Source organism: Pseudomonas sp. ADAK7, from assembly GCF_012935675.1.
In the GTDB taxonomy this organism is placed as follows: domain Bacteria; phylum Pseudomonadota; class Gammaproteobacteria; order Pseudomonadales; family Pseudomonadaceae; genus Aquipseudomonas.
On sequence record NZ_CP052861.1, the window covers coordinates 3,650,971 to 3,666,681 of the forward strand.

14 protein-coding genes are annotated in these 15,711 nt (G+C 61.6%); 11 read left to right on the forward strand and 3 right to left on the reverse strand.

Features of this window, described 5'->3' with window-relative positions:
* Window positions 1-352: 352 nt before the first annotated feature.
* Entirely contained in the window at window positions 353-1,945 is a 1,593-nt protein-coding gene (locus HKK53_RS16960; protein ID WP_169371777.1) for a collagen-like triple helix repeat-containing protein, read from the forward strand.
* Window positions 1,946-2,113: 168 nt separating this feature from the next.
* The gene (locus HKK53_RS16965) at window positions 2,114-3,781 is read left to right on the forward strand and encodes a ShlB/FhaC/HecB family hemolysin secretion/activation protein (RefSeq protein WP_169371778.1); all 1,668 of its coding nucleotides are present in this window, start codon (window positions 2,114-2,116) and stop codon (window positions 3,779-3,781) included.
* A 57-nt stretch (window positions 3,782-3,838) separates the two neighbouring features.
* Here the strand turns inward: HKK53_RS16965 and HKK53_RS16970 are convergent, their stop codons facing one another.
* The 3 genes from HKK53_RS16970 to HKK53_RS16980 form a co-directional block, all read right to left on the reverse strand.
* Entirely contained in the window at window positions 3,839-6,223 is a 2,385-nt protein-coding gene (locus tag HKK53_RS16970; RefSeq protein ID WP_169371779.1) for an autotransporter family protein, read from the reverse strand.
* A gap of 167 nt (window positions 6,224-6,390) precedes the next feature.
* The gene (locus HKK53_RS16975; RefSeq protein WP_169371780.1) at window positions 6,391-6,801 is read right to left on the reverse strand and encodes a response regulator; all 411 of its coding nucleotides are present in this window, start codon (window positions 6,799-6,801) and stop codon (window positions 6,391-6,393) included.
* Window positions 6,802-6,887: 86 nt separating this feature from the next.
* Window positions 6,888-7,085, reverse strand: coding sequence for a Flp family type IVb pilin (locus tag HKK53_RS16980; RefSeq protein WP_169371781.1), 198 nt, complete (start codon window positions 7,083-7,085; stop codon window positions 6,888-6,890).
* 324 nt (window positions 7,086-7,409) lie between these two features.
* On the opposite strand from HKK53_RS16980, the gene cpaB reads away from it, so the two are divergent.
* From cpaB to HKK53_RS17025, 9 genes are all read left to right on the forward strand, one after another.
* The gene (cpaB, locus tag HKK53_RS16985) at window positions 7,410-8,357 is read left to right on the forward strand and encodes a Flp pilus assembly protein CpaB (protein ID WP_169371782.1); all 948 of its coding nucleotides are present in this window, start codon (window positions 7,410-7,412) and stop codon (window positions 8,355-8,357) included.
* Between the two features lie 21 nt (window positions 8,358-8,378).
* Window positions 8,379-9,641, forward strand: a complete 1,263-nt coding sequence (locus tag HKK53_RS16990) for a type II and III secretion system protein family protein (RefSeq protein WP_169371783.1) — start codon at window positions 8,379-8,381, stop codon at window positions 9,639-9,641.
* The gene (locus HKK53_RS16995; protein ID WP_169371784.1) at window positions 9,638-10,828 is read left to right on the forward strand and encodes an AAA family ATPase; all 1,191 of its coding nucleotides are present in this window, start codon (window positions 9,638-9,640) and stop codon (window positions 10,826-10,828) included. The genes HKK53_RS16990 and HKK53_RS16995 overlap by 4 nt, the downstream gene beginning before the upstream one ends.
* A complete protein-coding gene (locus HKK53_RS17000) occupies window positions 10,825-12,105 on the forward strand; it encodes a CpaF family protein (protein WP_169371785.1) in 1,281 nt (426 codons plus the stop codon). The genes HKK53_RS16995 and HKK53_RS17000 overlap by 4 nt, the downstream gene beginning before the upstream one ends.
* 10 nt (window positions 12,106-12,115) lie before the next feature.
* A complete protein-coding gene (locus HKK53_RS17005) occupies window positions 12,116-13,000 on the forward strand; it encodes a type II secretion system F family protein (protein ID WP_169371786.1) in 885 nt (294 codons plus the stop codon).
* Window positions 12,997-13,887, forward strand: a complete 891-nt coding sequence (locus HKK53_RS17010) for a type II secretion system F family protein (protein WP_169371787.1) — start codon at window positions 12,997-12,999, stop codon at window positions 13,885-13,887. Before HKK53_RS17005 ends, HKK53_RS17010 begins: the two co-directional genes overlap by 4 nt.
* A 10-nt stretch (window positions 13,888-13,897) precedes the next feature.
* Window positions 13,898-14,611 (forward strand): tetratricopeptide repeat protein, encoded by a 714-nt coding sequence (locus tag HKK53_RS17015; RefSeq protein WP_169371788.1) that lies wholly within the window; start codon window positions 13,898-13,900, stop codon window positions 14,609-14,611.
* A 12-nt stretch (window positions 14,612-14,623) separates the two neighbouring features.
* A complete protein-coding gene (locus tag HKK53_RS17020; RefSeq protein ID WP_169371789.1) occupies window positions 14,624-14,899 on the forward strand; it encodes a DUF3613 domain-containing protein in 276 nt (91 codons plus the stop codon).
* 439 nt (window positions 14,900-15,338) lie between these two features.
* On the forward strand, window positions 15,339-15,707 hold the full coding sequence (locus HKK53_RS17025) for a DUF6124 family protein (protein ID WP_169371790.1): 369 nt from the start codon (window positions 15,339-15,341) through the stop codon (window positions 15,705-15,707).
* The last annotated feature ends 4 nt before the right edge of the window (window positions 15,708-15,711 follow it).

Sequence of the window (15,711 nt, forward strand, 5' to 3'; positions counted from 1 at the left end):
GAACGCGGAGCGTCCGTTGAGGCACTCCCACGCAGAGCGTGGGAACGATCAGCTACCGGGGAACCATGGTCAATTGTGTATATAACTTAAGTGTTCTTCCTGCCTTCACCTGCCTCGTGAAAAAACCGCTCCCATTGATTTAAAAAGAATTCCTCTCACGACTTACACCCAAGGTATTAGCCCTTAGGCAGCACCCGCACGCCCTTACATAAACGGGTTAATACCAACTTGAGAATGGCCTCAAAGCACGCCTGGGATTGTGATGTGCACAACGGACGAAGGCATTGCCGGCGACAGATCGGCAAGCCATCGAAGACAACGAACGTTGTAACAGGTGCAAGGAATCACTCTCATGAAAACTCAAGTGTGGTGCAAGTCGGCAACAGCATTGGCGTTGGTCCTGTCCCTCGGCTTGGCCGGTTGCAGCAGTGGCGGTGGCGGTCATCACAGCACGTCCGGCAGCTCGTCCGACGGTGCCGCGGATACGGCAGGAACGGGTAGCGGCGGAACCAGCGGAACGGGTGGCGACACCGGAGGTACGAGCGGGGCTGGAGGGACTGGCGGCACGGGTGGAACTGCGGGAACCGGAGGGACTGGCGACACGGGCGGAACTGCGGGCACCGGAGGGACTGGCGGCACAGGAGGCACCACCGACCCGACCAATCCAACCAATCCAACCAATCCGACAGATCCGACTGATCCAACCAACCCGACCAATCCCGCCGGGCCTGCGCCACTGGTGACCAGCACGCTGGTCCAGGATGCCGGCAAAACCGTCAGCGGCGTAGGCGATGGCGTCGGGCAAATCGGCGACTCGCTAAGCACGGTGCCCGTGGTCGGCGGTGTGGTGCAAAGCGTGGCCAAGACCACCGGCAATGTGGTCAGCACCGTCGGTGACGATCTCGCCAATGGCCTGGGCAAATTGGGCAGCGACCCGCAAGCCCTCAGTAAAACCACGGCAGTCGTCGGCGACGTGGTGTCCGATGCTGGCAATGGCGTGTCGGACCTGAGCGGCAAGCTCAACACCGCCACCAGCAGCATTCCCCTGGTCGGCGGCGTGGTCAGTCAAGTCACCCCCGTACTCAACGGCGTCGGTGAAAAAGTCACCATGCTCGGCGACACCTTGAACATTGCCACCAGCACCGGCCCGCTGGGGTCCGTCACCAACGGCGTCGGCAATAAGGTGCTGGTGCCGGTCGTCACACTGGCGGAAGGCCTGACCGGCAAAGTCGGCAGCACCACCGGCCTGGGCAATCCGGTCAACGGTCTGCTGAGCAACGTCAGCAATGCCGTTGGCGGGCTGGGCGGCAAAGTGACTTCCGCCGGCGACGGCAACCCGGTGACCAACCTCGTCGGTACAGCGCTGACGAACGTGGCAACGACCACGGGAACGGCGGGCGGCCTGCTGACCACTTCGGGTTCCGGCACCGGCGGTTTGGGCAACACCGGCCTGCTGCAAACCGTCGGCGGTGCCGTGGCAAATGTCGGCGCTGGTTTGAACGCCGGCAACACCAATCCGGTCGTCAGTGCCGGTGGAGTAAACCTGGGTGCCGTTGGCGGCGCGGTGGCTTCGATTGGCGGCGCATTAGGCGGCTCGAGCGCGCCCAATCTGAGCCCGACCGCTCCCCTGGCCAGCGTCGGTGGCGCCATCGGCACGGCGCTGAATCCGGTCACCAGCGGCGTCAGCAACATCACCCAACAAGTGGGCGGCGCCACCGGCCTCGGTGCGCCGGTCAACGGTCTGCTGACTCAGGTGGGTGGGGCCGTCGGTAATGTCGGCAGCACCGTGGCCGGCGCCACACCCAACCCGGTGGTGGCCGCCGTCGGCAACACGGTCTCAACGGTCGGCGCCACGGTCGGTGCCGTCGGTGGACTGGTCGCTGGCGGCACCGGCACCACCGGTGGTCTCGGCGGTTTGCTGGGAGGCCTGAACACTAAACACTGAATTGCACCTGGCCGATTCGACGGCCTTATCTGCAGCGCCTACGCTTGGTTGGAGGCGGAAGATTCGAATGAGTCTTCCGCTTTTTTCTTTTGGAGCAAGACAGCCTGCGGTTCTGGTTCAGTCAGCTGACGAGCCCCGGGATGTCGCGATATGACCATGGAGTGTCCTATGCGCGTTATGGCTTCCCTGCTGTGCCTGACCGTCAGTTCTTTCGCTCTCGCCGATACCCTTCCGAGCTTCCTCAACAGTAACGAAACCATCCGCAATCTCCCCGTACCGAACCTGCCCGCCGACGCCTACCGCCCGACAGCCGCACCATTGCAAGTACCGGAACCCGGCGCCACGGCCGCGCAACCGTTGATGATGGGCACTAAAGTGACGATCAAAAATGTGCAGATCGAAGGTGGGACGATTTACCCGCTCAACGAATTGGCGGCGCTGTATCAACCGTTGCTCGGCCACGAAACCAGCCTCGCCGAGTTGATCGAAGCCACCCGCAATATCACCCGCCGTTACCAACAGGACGGTTACTTGTTGTCCTACGCCTTCCTGCCGCAACAGGATTTCAGCCAGGGCGTGGCACGGGTGGTGCTGGTGGAGGGTTACATCAAGGGCTACCAGGTGCAGGGCGACCTCGGCCGGGTACAAAGCCTGCTGGACAAACTGGTGGCCAAGCTCCAGGCCGAACGACCGCTGACGCGCAAGACTTTCGAACGCTACACCACCTTGATGAGCCGCATTCCCGGCGTGACCTTGCAGGCGCAAGTGCCGCCGCCGGGCACCACCGATGGCGCGGCGTACCTGGCGGTGCAGGCCAGTCGCAAACCGTTCACCAGCAGCTTGAGCGCCACCGAAAACAGTCGCAATGGCACCCAGGCCTTGCTCGGGGTCAGTAGCAATTCCCAGACCGCGATGGGCGAACAAGTGAGCCTCAGCGGGCTGTTCCCGCCGGGGGACGATAAAGAACATTACTACCGTCTGGACTACAGCCAGTTCCTCAACGCTGAAGGCACGCAACTGAGTCTGTCGGCCTCACGCTACCGCGCCGATCCGGGCACCAACGTGCTGCTCGACAATGGCCTGCAACTCAAGCCGCACCGGGAAAACGATCGCTACTCCATCGGTTTCAGCCACCCGCTGATCGCCTCGCCCAATGAACAACTGAGCGCCGGCGCGCGGCTGTATGCGGTCAACGACAAAACCCGCTACGACGTGGTCGACGACCCGCGCAGCGTCGAAGTGCGCACCGACATCCGTGCCCTCGCCTTCGAGAGCGACTGGCGCCAGGCCGACACCCGGCAACTGCGGATTCTCAGTGGCGGTGTGTACCAGGGCATCGATGGCATGGGGGCGAAAACCAGTGCCGATGTCGACCTCGATTTCCTGCGCCTGCGCTTATCGGGGGTGCAGAGCGACAAGTTCTTCGACAACTGGCAAGGCGTGCTCTCGGCTGCGCTGTACTGGAGCGACGACACCCTGCCCGACAGTGAACGCGCGGTGTTTGGCGGACAGAATTTCGGCCGCGGCTACCCCGACGACCAAGCGTCCGGTGACAAGGGTTGGGGCGTGGCGTACGAAGTGAACTACAGCTTCAACCGCGATGGAAACTGGCTGCGGGTGCTGCAACCCTATGTGGTGCTGGACCGCTCGAAAACCTGGTTCAACCAGTTGCCGGTGCAGGGCAACAACTTGTCTTCGGCGGCGGTGGGGCTGCGGTTTGGTGATGCGAAGTACTACAACGTCGCGCTGGAAGCGGCCAAGCCGATGTCGGATGAGGCGCTGGATACGTTCAACCGGCGACCGCGCTATAGCGTGAGTTTCAGCTATCAGTTGTAGAGGCCATCGCGAGCAGGCAACACGCTTGCTCGCGATGAACAAAAACGCGGTCTGAAATCAGAACGCGTAACGCACCTTCGCCGTAAAGGAATCGGCGTTGAAATCGGTGCTGGTCACGTAGTTGTAAGACCCACCGACACTCCAGGCGCCCATCACATAGTTGGCGCCCAGGCCCACTTCGTAACTGTCGCGCACCGGCGTCGTACCGCGCGTAGTGAACGAATCGCCGCCCAGTGCAAAGGCCGACGTGGTCGCGGTCTTGTCACCGATAAAGTCGTGCCACGCCATGACCTTGGCTTCAGGTTCAAGGCTGCCGGTGCCGACATCGAACGCTGCGGCCAGGCGTGCGCCCACGCCCATTTCGCCCACTTCATAGCGCTGGCTGCCGACGTTCAGCGACGCCGAACTGCCCTTCTCGCGGTACGCATCCATGCCGACGTTGGCGTAACGCGCGCCCACCTGAGGTTCGAGTACCAGGTTCGGTTGCAAGCGGAAGGTGTAACCGGCCAATGCGCTGACACCGAAGATATCGCTGTCGTAATCGCCCTTGGCCCGGGTGCCGGCGATGTAGCGTTTCGATTCGTTATCGTTCCAGCCATACATCAACGACGAATCCACGAACCAATTGTCATGGGTCCAGTTGCCATACAGGGTCAACGCATGTCCGGTGATATCGGTCTTGCTGCCCAGATCGGATTTCACATCGCTCTTGAGGTAGCTGTAGGCCAGGCCGACGACGGTGTCGGCATTCAACTGACCGTCAGCACCGACCGCAATCCCGTGGCTGTCGGCGTCATAACCCGCCACGCCATGGCGCTCGTCCTGATTGGCATCGCTGCTCAGCGCTTGCAACCACACACCTTTGTCCGTCGAACCGGTGCCGGTACGGGCGCGGCTGGAGCGGTCGTGGATGGCATTGGTCATCAGCGTCTGGCTGTTGGTGGTTGCATGCAACACGCCACGGCTGACGTCCGGGCTGAGTTTTTCCGACAGTTGCGCCAGCTCGGCGTCAGTGCCCGCGTTGGCGAAGGCCTGGAACACCGGGTCCTGCTCGTCGAGCAACGGCATGACGGCCGTCGAGAAACGCCCAATGGCCCCAACCGCGTTGCGCGTACCGCCGGCGCTGAGGATATTTTGTGCAACCACGGCTTCGGATTTGGTCGTCACCAGGGCCTTGATGTCGTTGCCTTCCACGCCAAAGCTTTTGACATCCAGCAAGGCCGAGGACGAAGTCACGCTCAGGTTCTCACCGCCGGTCAATGAGCCGGAACTGATCAAGGTGTAGCGAGTGCCGCCCGCGTTGATGCGGAAGTCGCTGGAGCGCGCCAGCAACTTCAGTTGCCCACCCGGTGCGATATCCGTGTCGCCGGTGACCTTCAACACCGGCAACGCGGGGTTGGTGTCGTTGCCCAGGTACATTTCCAGCACCGAGTCGGACCCTTCCATGTCGAAGTCGCCGATGATCGTGGTGTGCGGTTGCATCAGCGTCAGCTTGCCGCTCTCGACCGTGACGTACCCCGAGCGGATGGTTGAACCATCGAAGTTCACGTCGCCGTCGATGAGCACCCCCGAAAGGCCCAGCAGATCACCTTTGACGTTGCCGCCATTCCAGTAGAAATAGCTGTCGCCACCGTCAACCTGGATCGCGGCCGTACCGCCCTCGATGAGGCCGCCGTCCTGATAAAAATTGAAGGCGCCCTGGCCCGCGACGGGCAGGCTGACATGGATGCCGTAAGCCTCACCCGAGATCGTGCCGCGGTTCCAGGCCGCATACCGGTTGCCGGGCGCGAGCACCACACCTTCAAATGCCAGCGCCTCGGCGTCGAGGCCGGTGGCGCGGATGCTGCCCTCGTTAAAGACGGTGTTGCTCAGCGTCGCGCGGTCCAGATCCACCGCCATCGCGCCTTCACCATTGGCGCTGATCGAACCGGTGTTGTTGATCCCCGTCAGCGTGGTGTGGGACAGCAGCACCCCTATCGGGCGCATGCCATTGACCGTAATTTCGCCGCTATTGACCAACGAATTCGTCAGCGTGATGCCGCTGGCGTCGATACCCATCAAGGACCCGCTAGTGGCAAGGCCATTGATCTTGATCGAGCCGTCATTGATCAGGGAGCCGCCGATCACCGTCGCACCACTGCCATTGCCGATCGAGATGCCGCGGGCGAACTCCAGACCGTCAATGAGGATCGAGCCTTTGTTGGTCAGGTTTTCCTGGAGGGTCAGCGCCTGGAAGTTCACCGCATCAACCAATCCAGGCGATGCGGTTACTAAGTTGATACTCCCGGTCAACGTGGCGGCTCGCCACGTCTGTCCAGTGCCGGAGTACGAACCATTGCTCAAATCGTAATTGAGGTCCGCCGCTTCAACGGCAGAGGTCTGAAACGCGGCGGTCGCCACGGACAACGCCAACAACGAGCGGCGCAGGCAAGAGGTATTCAATCGAGAGTCCCTTCCGAAACTTGAAATGGCAGTTTCAGCAGGGTGACGAATTAATCAGGCATCCCTACCGTCCCCTCAGCAGGGTGCTGATCGGGGGCGGCAAATGTACACGAGCCATCATTTCGACACTACTGAAATGTCAACGTGATGGCGTCAAATTTAGTTGATCAAGGATTAACCAGGTGAGTCGCCGGCAGCGGAAACAGATTGTTCAAGGTTTCCAGCAACCGTACGTGATAGATCGGCTTGCGAAACAGGTCGAGCACCTGCAGGCGCAGCATGTCGCTGACATCCTCCATGTCCGCATGCCCGGACGTCACGATCACCGGCAAGTGCTGGCGTGAGGTGTGTTCACGCAAACGCTTGATCAGCGACATGCCGCTCTCCTCCGGCATGCGCAGGTCAGTGATCACCAGGGCGATGTCAGGGTTGCGGGTCAGATGATGCAGGGCGAGCTTGACCGAGGTGGCTGTAAAGCAACTGAAACCCTCGCCCTCGAGCAATTCCGCCAGCTCCAGCAACGCGTCCTCTTCGTCATCAACCAGCAGCAACTGTTGGCGTTTTTGAGAAGCGTTCATAGGACGGTACCCGCTGTGGACTAAGCGCTGACGTTAGAAGCCCTTTGGCAGATTGGCAAGTGGCCGTCCATTGGCATCGAGAGGATTCAGAGCGCACCCGAAATGGTGGTGAACATGGTGGTCACCGCCGTTTTGATCGGTGTAACGAAAGCCGCCAAGGCCACCGCCACCATACCGGCAATGATCGCGTACTCGATACCCGAAGCCCCTTCGGTGTCCTTGACCAGATTTACGTAGAACGAAAGTTCGGACTTGATCTTCTGAGCGGTTGCTTTGAAGGACATGGCATTTCTCCTGATGACTGCGGGTGTTGCAGGGTCACAACATGATTCCCCTATGCCAGCATCAGCATTGTCGGCAAAGGCTTTACCAACAACTGTAAGAACGAATTAGCACTTAAGTATTAGCTCGACAAATCACACTAAAAAACAGCGTTTGGCGCTTTAGCCTCCTACTTTCGTTCGATATTTAAAGAGTGCTAATGGCGTTTTGATTTACCTGCGCTACCGTCAAATAGCGAAATAGTTGCATGTTCATAGCTGCCTGATTGCGAAGTCATCTCGTTGGAAGTAGCGAGTCATTAAGCAGCGGCGAAAGGGAGAGCCGTCATGAACAGTCGCGTTACCTTGGGCCTGGCCGGATTATTTCTGGTAGGCGCCCTCATTGCCGGTTACTGGGGCCTGGTGCTGGGCCGTCAGCCGGACCCGGAGCCTGTCGCGCCGCCCAACGTCGTGACGGTCAGCGCACCGGCCGTGGCCGCCGCGCCCGAGGAAGACCCTACCCGCCAACCGGTGGTGGTGTTGCTGCGCGATGTCGCACCGTTTGTGCAAATCACCGCGGCCGACGTCGCCCTGGAAAAACTGCGTAACGCGCCGGCCGGCAGTTTGAGCCGTCTCGATCAGGCGATCGGTCGTGCGCCCTGGCGTGCCTTGAGTGCCGGGAGTTGGCTTAACGATGAGAGTTTCGAAAGCGGTGGCGCACTGGCACGGATGATCCGCCCCGACGAGCGCGCCCTCGCGGTGGCCGTGGATGAAGTGATCAATGCCGGCGGCCAGTTGAGCCCCGGTGACTATGTCGACGTGCTGCTGTTTCTGCGCTCGGACGTGAATAACCCACAGCAATCGGCCCAGGTCGTAGTGCCGGCGCTGCGGGTGCTCGGGATCGGTGAACAATTAGGCCTGACCAACGACGGCCAACCCGCCAGACCCGGGCTCAGCAACGACGACAAACTGAAGCAGGATCAACTGCGCGCCAGCGCCCGTTCGGTGCTGCTCGCGGTGCCCGAACCGTTGCTGAGTCGCCTGATGCTCGCCGCCCAGGCCGGGGTCTTGCGCCTGGCAGTACGCAGCGCCGAAGAGAAACGCCTGGCCCATTACTGGGCCGGTGAAAGCGCTTCATCAACCAACCTGGCCAGCGCCAATCGCGACTTGATTCAGTTCAACCAACTGGCCATGACGCCGACACCAAAACCGCTCGCCACCGCCAGTCGCGCCGTACCGCGCACACCGAGTGTGGAAGTGATTCGCGGCAATGAAATCACCCAACAAACCCCCTGAGTCGAGCAAGGACGCATCTAAATGCGCAGACGTTCCATGCCCATGTTCCAAGGCCTGCTGTGGGCCTCCTTGCTCAGCGGCCTGCCACTGACTGCCGCCGTGGCGGCCGTCGGCAATTGCGCCGCACTGGGCCCGTTGCCGGCGGTGCTGGAAGTTGGTGAAGGGTTGCAACAAGAACTGCAATCGGCGGTGGCGATCACTCGGGTGGCGGTGGGCGATCCGAAAATCGCCGATGTGCGGGTCAACGGCAATCAGGCGTTCCTGGTCACCGGCATGGCCCCCGGCGCTACCAGCCTGATGGTCTGGACAGCCTGCGCCAGCGCACCGCGCCAGAGCATGGTATTCGTGCAAGGCAAGGCCACGGCGGCCATGACCAGCGCCACCCGTTTGCCGTCCGATGACCCGTTGCTGCCGTCGCAAGTGCAGACCGATATTCGCTTCGTCGAAGTCAGCCGCACCAAACTGAAAGAAGCCGGCACCTCGATCTACGGCAAGAACTCCAACTTCCTGTTCGGCTCGCCGGGCACGGTGCCCAACACCGCCGTCACCCCTCGCGTGTTGCCGCTGCGCAACCTCGACCCGCGCATCGCCGTGCCGAGCATTCCCCTGGCCAACGACATGTTCAACATCGTCGCTGGCGGCGGTAATTTCCTCGCCATCATCAATGCCATGGAAGGCAGCGGCTTTGCCTACACCCTGGCGCGGCCGAGCCTGGTGGCGATCAGCGGCCAGAGCGCAAGTTTTCTCGCCGGCGGTGAAATCCCGATCCCGGTGCCCAGCGCCAACAGCAACAGCTACTCCATCGAGTACAAGGAATTCGGCATTCGCCTGACCCTGACGCCGACCGTGGTCAGCCGCGATCGCATCGCCCTCAAAGTGGCGCCAGAGGTCAGTGAACTGGACTACAACAACGGCGTGACCATCGGCGGCACCACCGTGCCGGCGTTCACCATTCGCCGCACCGACACCAGCATTTCCCTGGCCGATGGCGAGAGCTTCGTTATCAGCGGCTTGATCAGCACCCAGAACTCGTCACAGGTCGAAAAATTTCCCGGCCTGGGCGACATCCCGGTGATCGGCGCGTTTTTTCGCAACTCGTCGATCAAACGCGAAGAGCGCGAACTGCTGATGATCGTCACCCCGCACCTGGTGCAGCCATTGGCGGCCAACGCGCAATTGCCGTCGCTGCCCGGGGAAAAACTGCGCAACTACGACCCCAACTGGTATCGCCTGTACTTCCTCGAAAACGGCAATTTCGATAAACGCAGCGGGTTATCGCAATGAGCCAGAACCTGAACCAGACCTTCCTCGCCATCACCCGCAACAGCACCGACCTTGAGTGGCTGCAAGGCGCGCTCGCACCGCTGGGGCAAGTGGTCAGCGCCGGTGGCGGCAGTCTTGACGAGTTGCTGGCGCTGGTCGACGTGACCTTCGCCAGCCTGGTGTTCGTGGGCCTGGACCGTGAACACGTGGTGGCCCAGAGCGCGTTGATCGAAGGCGCACTGGAAGCCAAACCGATGCTGGCGGTGGTCGCGTTGGGCGACGGCATGGACAACCAATTGGTGCTCAACGCCATGCGTGCCGGGGCGCGGGATTTCGTCGCTTATGGCTCGCGTTCCAGTGAGGTCGCCGGGCTGGTGCGACGCTTGAGCAAACGCCTGCCGCCGGTGGCACCCAACACGCAACTCGGTGGCCTGACAGTGCTGTATGGCGTGCAAAGCAACGCTGACGGCGCGCTGCTGGCCAATCACATGGCGCAAGTGGTGCAGAAGAGCGGGCAGCAAACCCTGCTGCTGGACCTGGGCCTGCCCCGCGGCGACAGCCTGGCCTTGCTCGGCCTTGAGAGTTCATTCCACTTCGGCGACGCGTTGCGGCATTTGCGGCGCCTCGACGCGACGCTGATCGACAGCGCCTTCACCAGTGCCGAGGCCGGGCTGCGCATCCTCGCTTACGCCAGCAGCGACGAGCCGCTGGAACACACCAGCGCCGCCGAGTTGTACATGCTGCTCAGCGCCTTGCGCCAACACTTCCAGCACATTGTGGTGAACCTCACCGGCCAGCCGGACAGCGAAGCGTTGCGCACCTTTGTCAGCCACTGCGACAAATTGCTGTGGTACACCGATCAGAACGTGCTCGACTGCCGGCGCAACCTGGCAGTGCTCAATCTGTGGCGCGAAAAAGGCATGAAACTCGATCACGCACGGCTGCTGGTGGACCGCTATTTGCGCAGCGTCGCCCCGGACGCCGAGACCCTGGGCAAGAGCTTCGGCCTTGAGGTCATTGCCGTCCTCGCCTACAGCCCCGAAGTGCGGCTCAACGCTAAGAACCAGGGCGTGACGCTGTTCCAGTTTGCCCCCCGCGAAGTCCTCACCCAGAGCCTGCGCACCCTCGGCGAACGGCTGGCAAAACGTTCCGAAGGCCTGGCCAAACCCAAGGCCGGCTGGTTCAACCGCCTGAGGGGTACACCATGAGCGGCGAAAAACTGTTCGGCGCGCCCCAGCGCGGACCGGTCGGCAACAGTGACCACGAAGGCCTGAAACTGGTGTTGCATCGCTACATCATCGACGCCATCGAGGAGTCCGGGAAAAACCTGCTGGAAGGCTCGCGACCCGTGCTGTCGCAGTTCGTGACCGACAAGGTCGCCGAGTACATCGCCCGCCTGCACCTGGCGATATCGCGCTATGAAATGGAACGCCTGGCCGAAGAAATCGTCGACGAACTCACCGGTTTCGGTCCGCTCGAAGTCCTGTTGCGCGACCCGGCGGTGACCGAGATTCTGGTCAACGGTCCACACCGGGTCTTCATCGAACGCGAAGGCGTGCTGCATCAAAGTGACCTGCGTTTTATCGACGCCCACCACGTTGAACGGGTGATGCAACGGATCCTCGCGCCACTCGGGCGACGGCTCGATGAGTCCTCACCGATGGTCGATGCGCGGCTGCCTGATGGCAGTCGGGTCAACGCGATCATTCCGCCGATTGCCCTCGATGGCCCGTGCCTGTCGATTCGTAAATTTCGCAAGGACATGCTCAAGAGCAATGACCTGATGGCCATGCAGACCATCGATCAGGCGATCTTCGATTTCTTTCAGGACGCCGTGGGCAAGCGCTGCAACATCCTGATCAGCGGCGGCACCGGCACCGGCAAAACCACATTGCTGAACATTCTCAGCCAGTTGATCAACCCTCACGAGCGTCTGGTCACGATCGAAGACGTCGCGGAATTGCAGTTGGGCCATCCCCATGTGGTTCGCCTGGAAACCCGTCCGCCGAATGCCGAAGGCCACGGCGAAGTGAAGTCCAGCGACTTGATCCGCAACGCCCTGCGCATGCGCCCGGATCGGATCATTCTCGGCGAGATTCGCGGCGTCGAAGTGCTCGATGTGCTCACCGCGATGAACACCGGCCACGACGGTTCCATGAGCACCGTGCACGCGAACAACGCCCAGGATGCCCTGTTGCGCCTGGAGACCCTGGTGGGCCTGACCGGCCGGACCATCGCCGAGCGCACCCTGCGCCAGATGATCTGCGCGGCACTGGATGTGGTAATCCAGTTGACCCGTCTGCCCGATGGCCGGCGCTGTGTCAGTGAGGTGGTGGAGGTGGTCGGCGTGCGCGACGACGTCTACGTGACCAACACGTTATTCCGCCTCGACCGGCGTACCGGTTTCGGCTTTCTGCGCGAGGCGATCAACCCCGCCGGCGACAAATTGCGCCGCGAGTCGGCGCTCATTCAGTTTCCGAACTGAGGGCCCGAGCATGCTCAAGGTGCTGCTGCTCATCCTGGTGTGCCTGACGCTGCTCGGGTTATCGGCGCGGATGTTCCAGCGCGGATTACGCCAGACCGCCACCGAAAGGGTCATCGGTCGCCTGACCCAGGGGCAGCCGCAATTGCTGGTGCAAAAGTCGTCGTGGGTCGGCCTGGAGCGGGCCTTTCTGCGCGCCGGCCTCGGACGCCCCACCGAACGCCTCGGCGTGTGGTTGCTGCTGTGGGCGCTGGGTATCGTGATCGGTTTTGCGCTGGGTGGCTGGCCCGGCCTTTTGGTGTTGCTGGCGGTGCCGCCGTTGCTCCTGCGGCTGTACGTCGGTTGGCGTTACCAGCGCCGGCTCAAGCGCATGATCGAACAATTGCCGCAGTTGCTCGACCATACCGTGCGCAGCCTGAAATCCGGACGCACCCTGGCCGATGCCGTGCTCGGTGGTATCGATGCCGCCGAAGACCCGTTGAAAAACGCCATGAGCCGGGTCCGGCGTAACGTGCAGTTGGGAGTCAGCCTGCCGGATGCCGCGTCAGACTTCGCCGAGCTGTATGAGCAGGAGGAGTTTCGCCTGTTCGCGCTGGGGCTGAAGGTCAATCACCGCTACGGCGGCAACGCCAGCGAGCTGCTGGAAAACCTGATCAAGATGATTCGCGAACGTGACCAGGCCGCGCGTCAGCTCAGCGCCATGACCGGTGAAACCCGCGTCACCGCGATCGTCCTCGCCGGGTTGCCGATCAGCCTTGCCGGTTACTTCCTGTTGTCCAACCCGCAATACCTGCTCGCCATGTGGCACGACGGTTCGGGGCAGATCATGCTCGCCACCGCGTTCGGTTTGCAGGTGGTGGGTTGCCTGGCGCTGTGGCGCATGTTGCGCAGCCTATGAACATTCCGTTGCTGATCAGCGCACTGCTACTGCTCACCGCTGTTGTGTTGCTGTTCGCCGGCCTGTTGGACCAACAACGCCGGGTGCGCCAAGTGACGCGGCGGCTGGATGGAAAAACGCCGGACCGGCATCGCTTCAGCCGTTGGCTGCAAGTGCTGGGCAACAGCCGGATCGGTCAGCGCTCGGTCAAACTGGACACTGAAACCCAAGTCTTGCTCAACCGTCTGGGCTGGCGCAGTGCGCGGCGGCGCTCACTGTTCGCGGCGTTCCAGGTCGGCGTGCCGGTACTGGCGCTGGCGCTGACGTTGCTGATCCAGGGGATATTTTTCCCTGACCAGGACAACCATTGGATCGCCCCGGCCTTCGCCACCGGCATCGGTTATCTACTGCCCAAACGCTTGCTGGTCGCGGCCGCGCAACACCGGCAAAAACAACTGGCGACCGAGATTTCCACCTTCATTCCGTTGCTGCGCATTTTGTTTGAGTCGGGCATGGCGGTGGAACAGGCGCTGCGGGTGTTGAGCATCGAAGGCAAACATTTACTGCCGGCGCTGACCCATGAGTTGCGCCTGGTGCTGGCCCGGGTCGACTCAGGCCTGGAGTTGGGCGAGGAACTGAACAAGGCCAGTCGGTTGCTGGCGGTGGATGAGTTCAGCGACACCTGCGTGATCCTCCAGCAATTGATCCACCAGGGCGGCGGCGCGATGAAATCCTTGCTGGCGCTGAAACGGGTGCTCGATGACCGGCGCCTGACGCGCTTGCAGGAATACATCTCCAAGATGTCCGCCAAAATGTCCGTCGTGATGATGCTGTTCCTCTTCCCGGCGTTATTGATCGTGCTGGCCGGCCCGGGCTTCACCGCCCTGGCCCGGGCCTTTGCTTCTTGAGGGGAATGTGATGAAAGCGATGATGGCCGGTTTGAGTCTGCTGTTGCTCGGTGGCTGCGCGAGCAACGGGCAGGACCCGTGGAGCGCCTTGACCAACAGCGCCAGTTGCAGCAAGCCCAGCTCCGAGCAACAGCTGTCGTTGAACCTGGCCGACGACATGGCCAAGGACGGCAAACTGCACGCCAGCCTGGCCAACCTGCAAAACCTGCCCGACAACCTGGCCGACGTGCGCTTGCGCAAGGCCAAGGTCTATCGGCTGCTGGGCCGCAACGAAGCCGAGCCGTTGTACCGCAGCCTGCTCGGCAGTTGCATGGCCGCCGAAGCCGAACATGGCCTGGGCCAACTCGCCGCGGCCAATGGCGATAACGGTCAAGCCCAGGCCCACTTGCAACGGGCCGCACGCCTGGCGCCCACCGACGAAAAAATCCGCAACGACCTGGGCGTGGTCTACCTCAATCAACTGCGGGTCGAAGACGCCAAGTTCGAATTTCTCACCGCGATGGAATTGAAACAGAGCGACCAATTGGCGGCGGTGAACCTGGTGACACTGTTGATCTACCAGGACGACTGGAGCCGCGCCGCCGAACTGGTCAGCCGTGTCGGCCTGAGCCCGGCGCAAGTGACTGAGGCCCAGGCTCGCGCAGAAAGACTCAAGGCGCCGGGCAAGGTTGCGCCAACTGTGGCGGCGCAGGTCGCCGCCGTCACTGCATCGCCCCTTCAATAGACGAGGTCCTTGATGAAAAAAACCACCCTGTGCGGCCTCGCCCTGCTGACCCTGCCACTGGGCGCATTCGCCATCGACGCCGGCCCCGCGTCGCCGCAACAACAGGAAACCGAAGGCTGGTTGCAGCTGCAAAGCCGCAACACGGTGGCCTCGCTTAAGTTGCAAACCGCAACCGCGACCGAGCGCGAACTGAGCATGCAGCGCTGGTTGAAAAGCTACCTGCATGAGATACCGAAGTTCTTTGATCAGGATGAGGGCGGGAAAGTCGACAGTGGGTCGGGGGAATAGTGAGTTCCTGCTATCGCTTCAAGAGTGTGGTGGCAAAGACACCGGGCTCGATGTTGTTCGGTTTTTGCCACGGTTAAACAGTTTTTTCGTGAGCGTTTATAGACACCCAGTGTTACGTCATAAACGGCTACAACGCCTTGCGTCGTTGCCTACGCGTAAGCCAGAATCCGCCGGCTTGTGCGGCTGTGGGGTGGGCTATATCGTTTCCGGGTCACTGCAAAACAGTGATCGGGTTTGGTAGCCCGTCGTGACAGTCGTATGGCAACACCTTATGCAGCCCTGTTGTTGGGACTCGCTTTATATGGTGGTCATGCGTGGGGCTCATTCGTGAGCGCCGGGTTTTCTGTCGCGACCGGTCTACCAACCCATGCATGGCCGCCACCCATTCGTTTGGTAGCGAGGGTGATGGCTCCTTGAGATTTGCGACGGAGTTCTAACAATGTTCAAAGTTACGCCTAACCCCCCGAACACCGGTCCAGTACCCTACGACGCCTCTTTCGATCTTGATCCCAAGAAAATGAAATTGGCGGCCGACCGCGCGCTCAACTTCTACCTCAACCCCGGGGCGACGAAAACGCAGATACCGCCCCGAAAGCCCAACAACTTCTACACCATCGACGCAGCGGTGGATGACGAAACGTTGCTGGTCGACGCCAGCGAGGCGTTGGGATCAGCCCGCAAGATGGTCAACGATCTCGTCGACTTAACGGACGGCGAGCGACGCCATACGATGCTGGTGCTGCATCGGGTGATCTTGATGGGTGAGTTAGCGGTCAATCGCGTGCTGGACAACCACAAGCCTGGGTAACCGC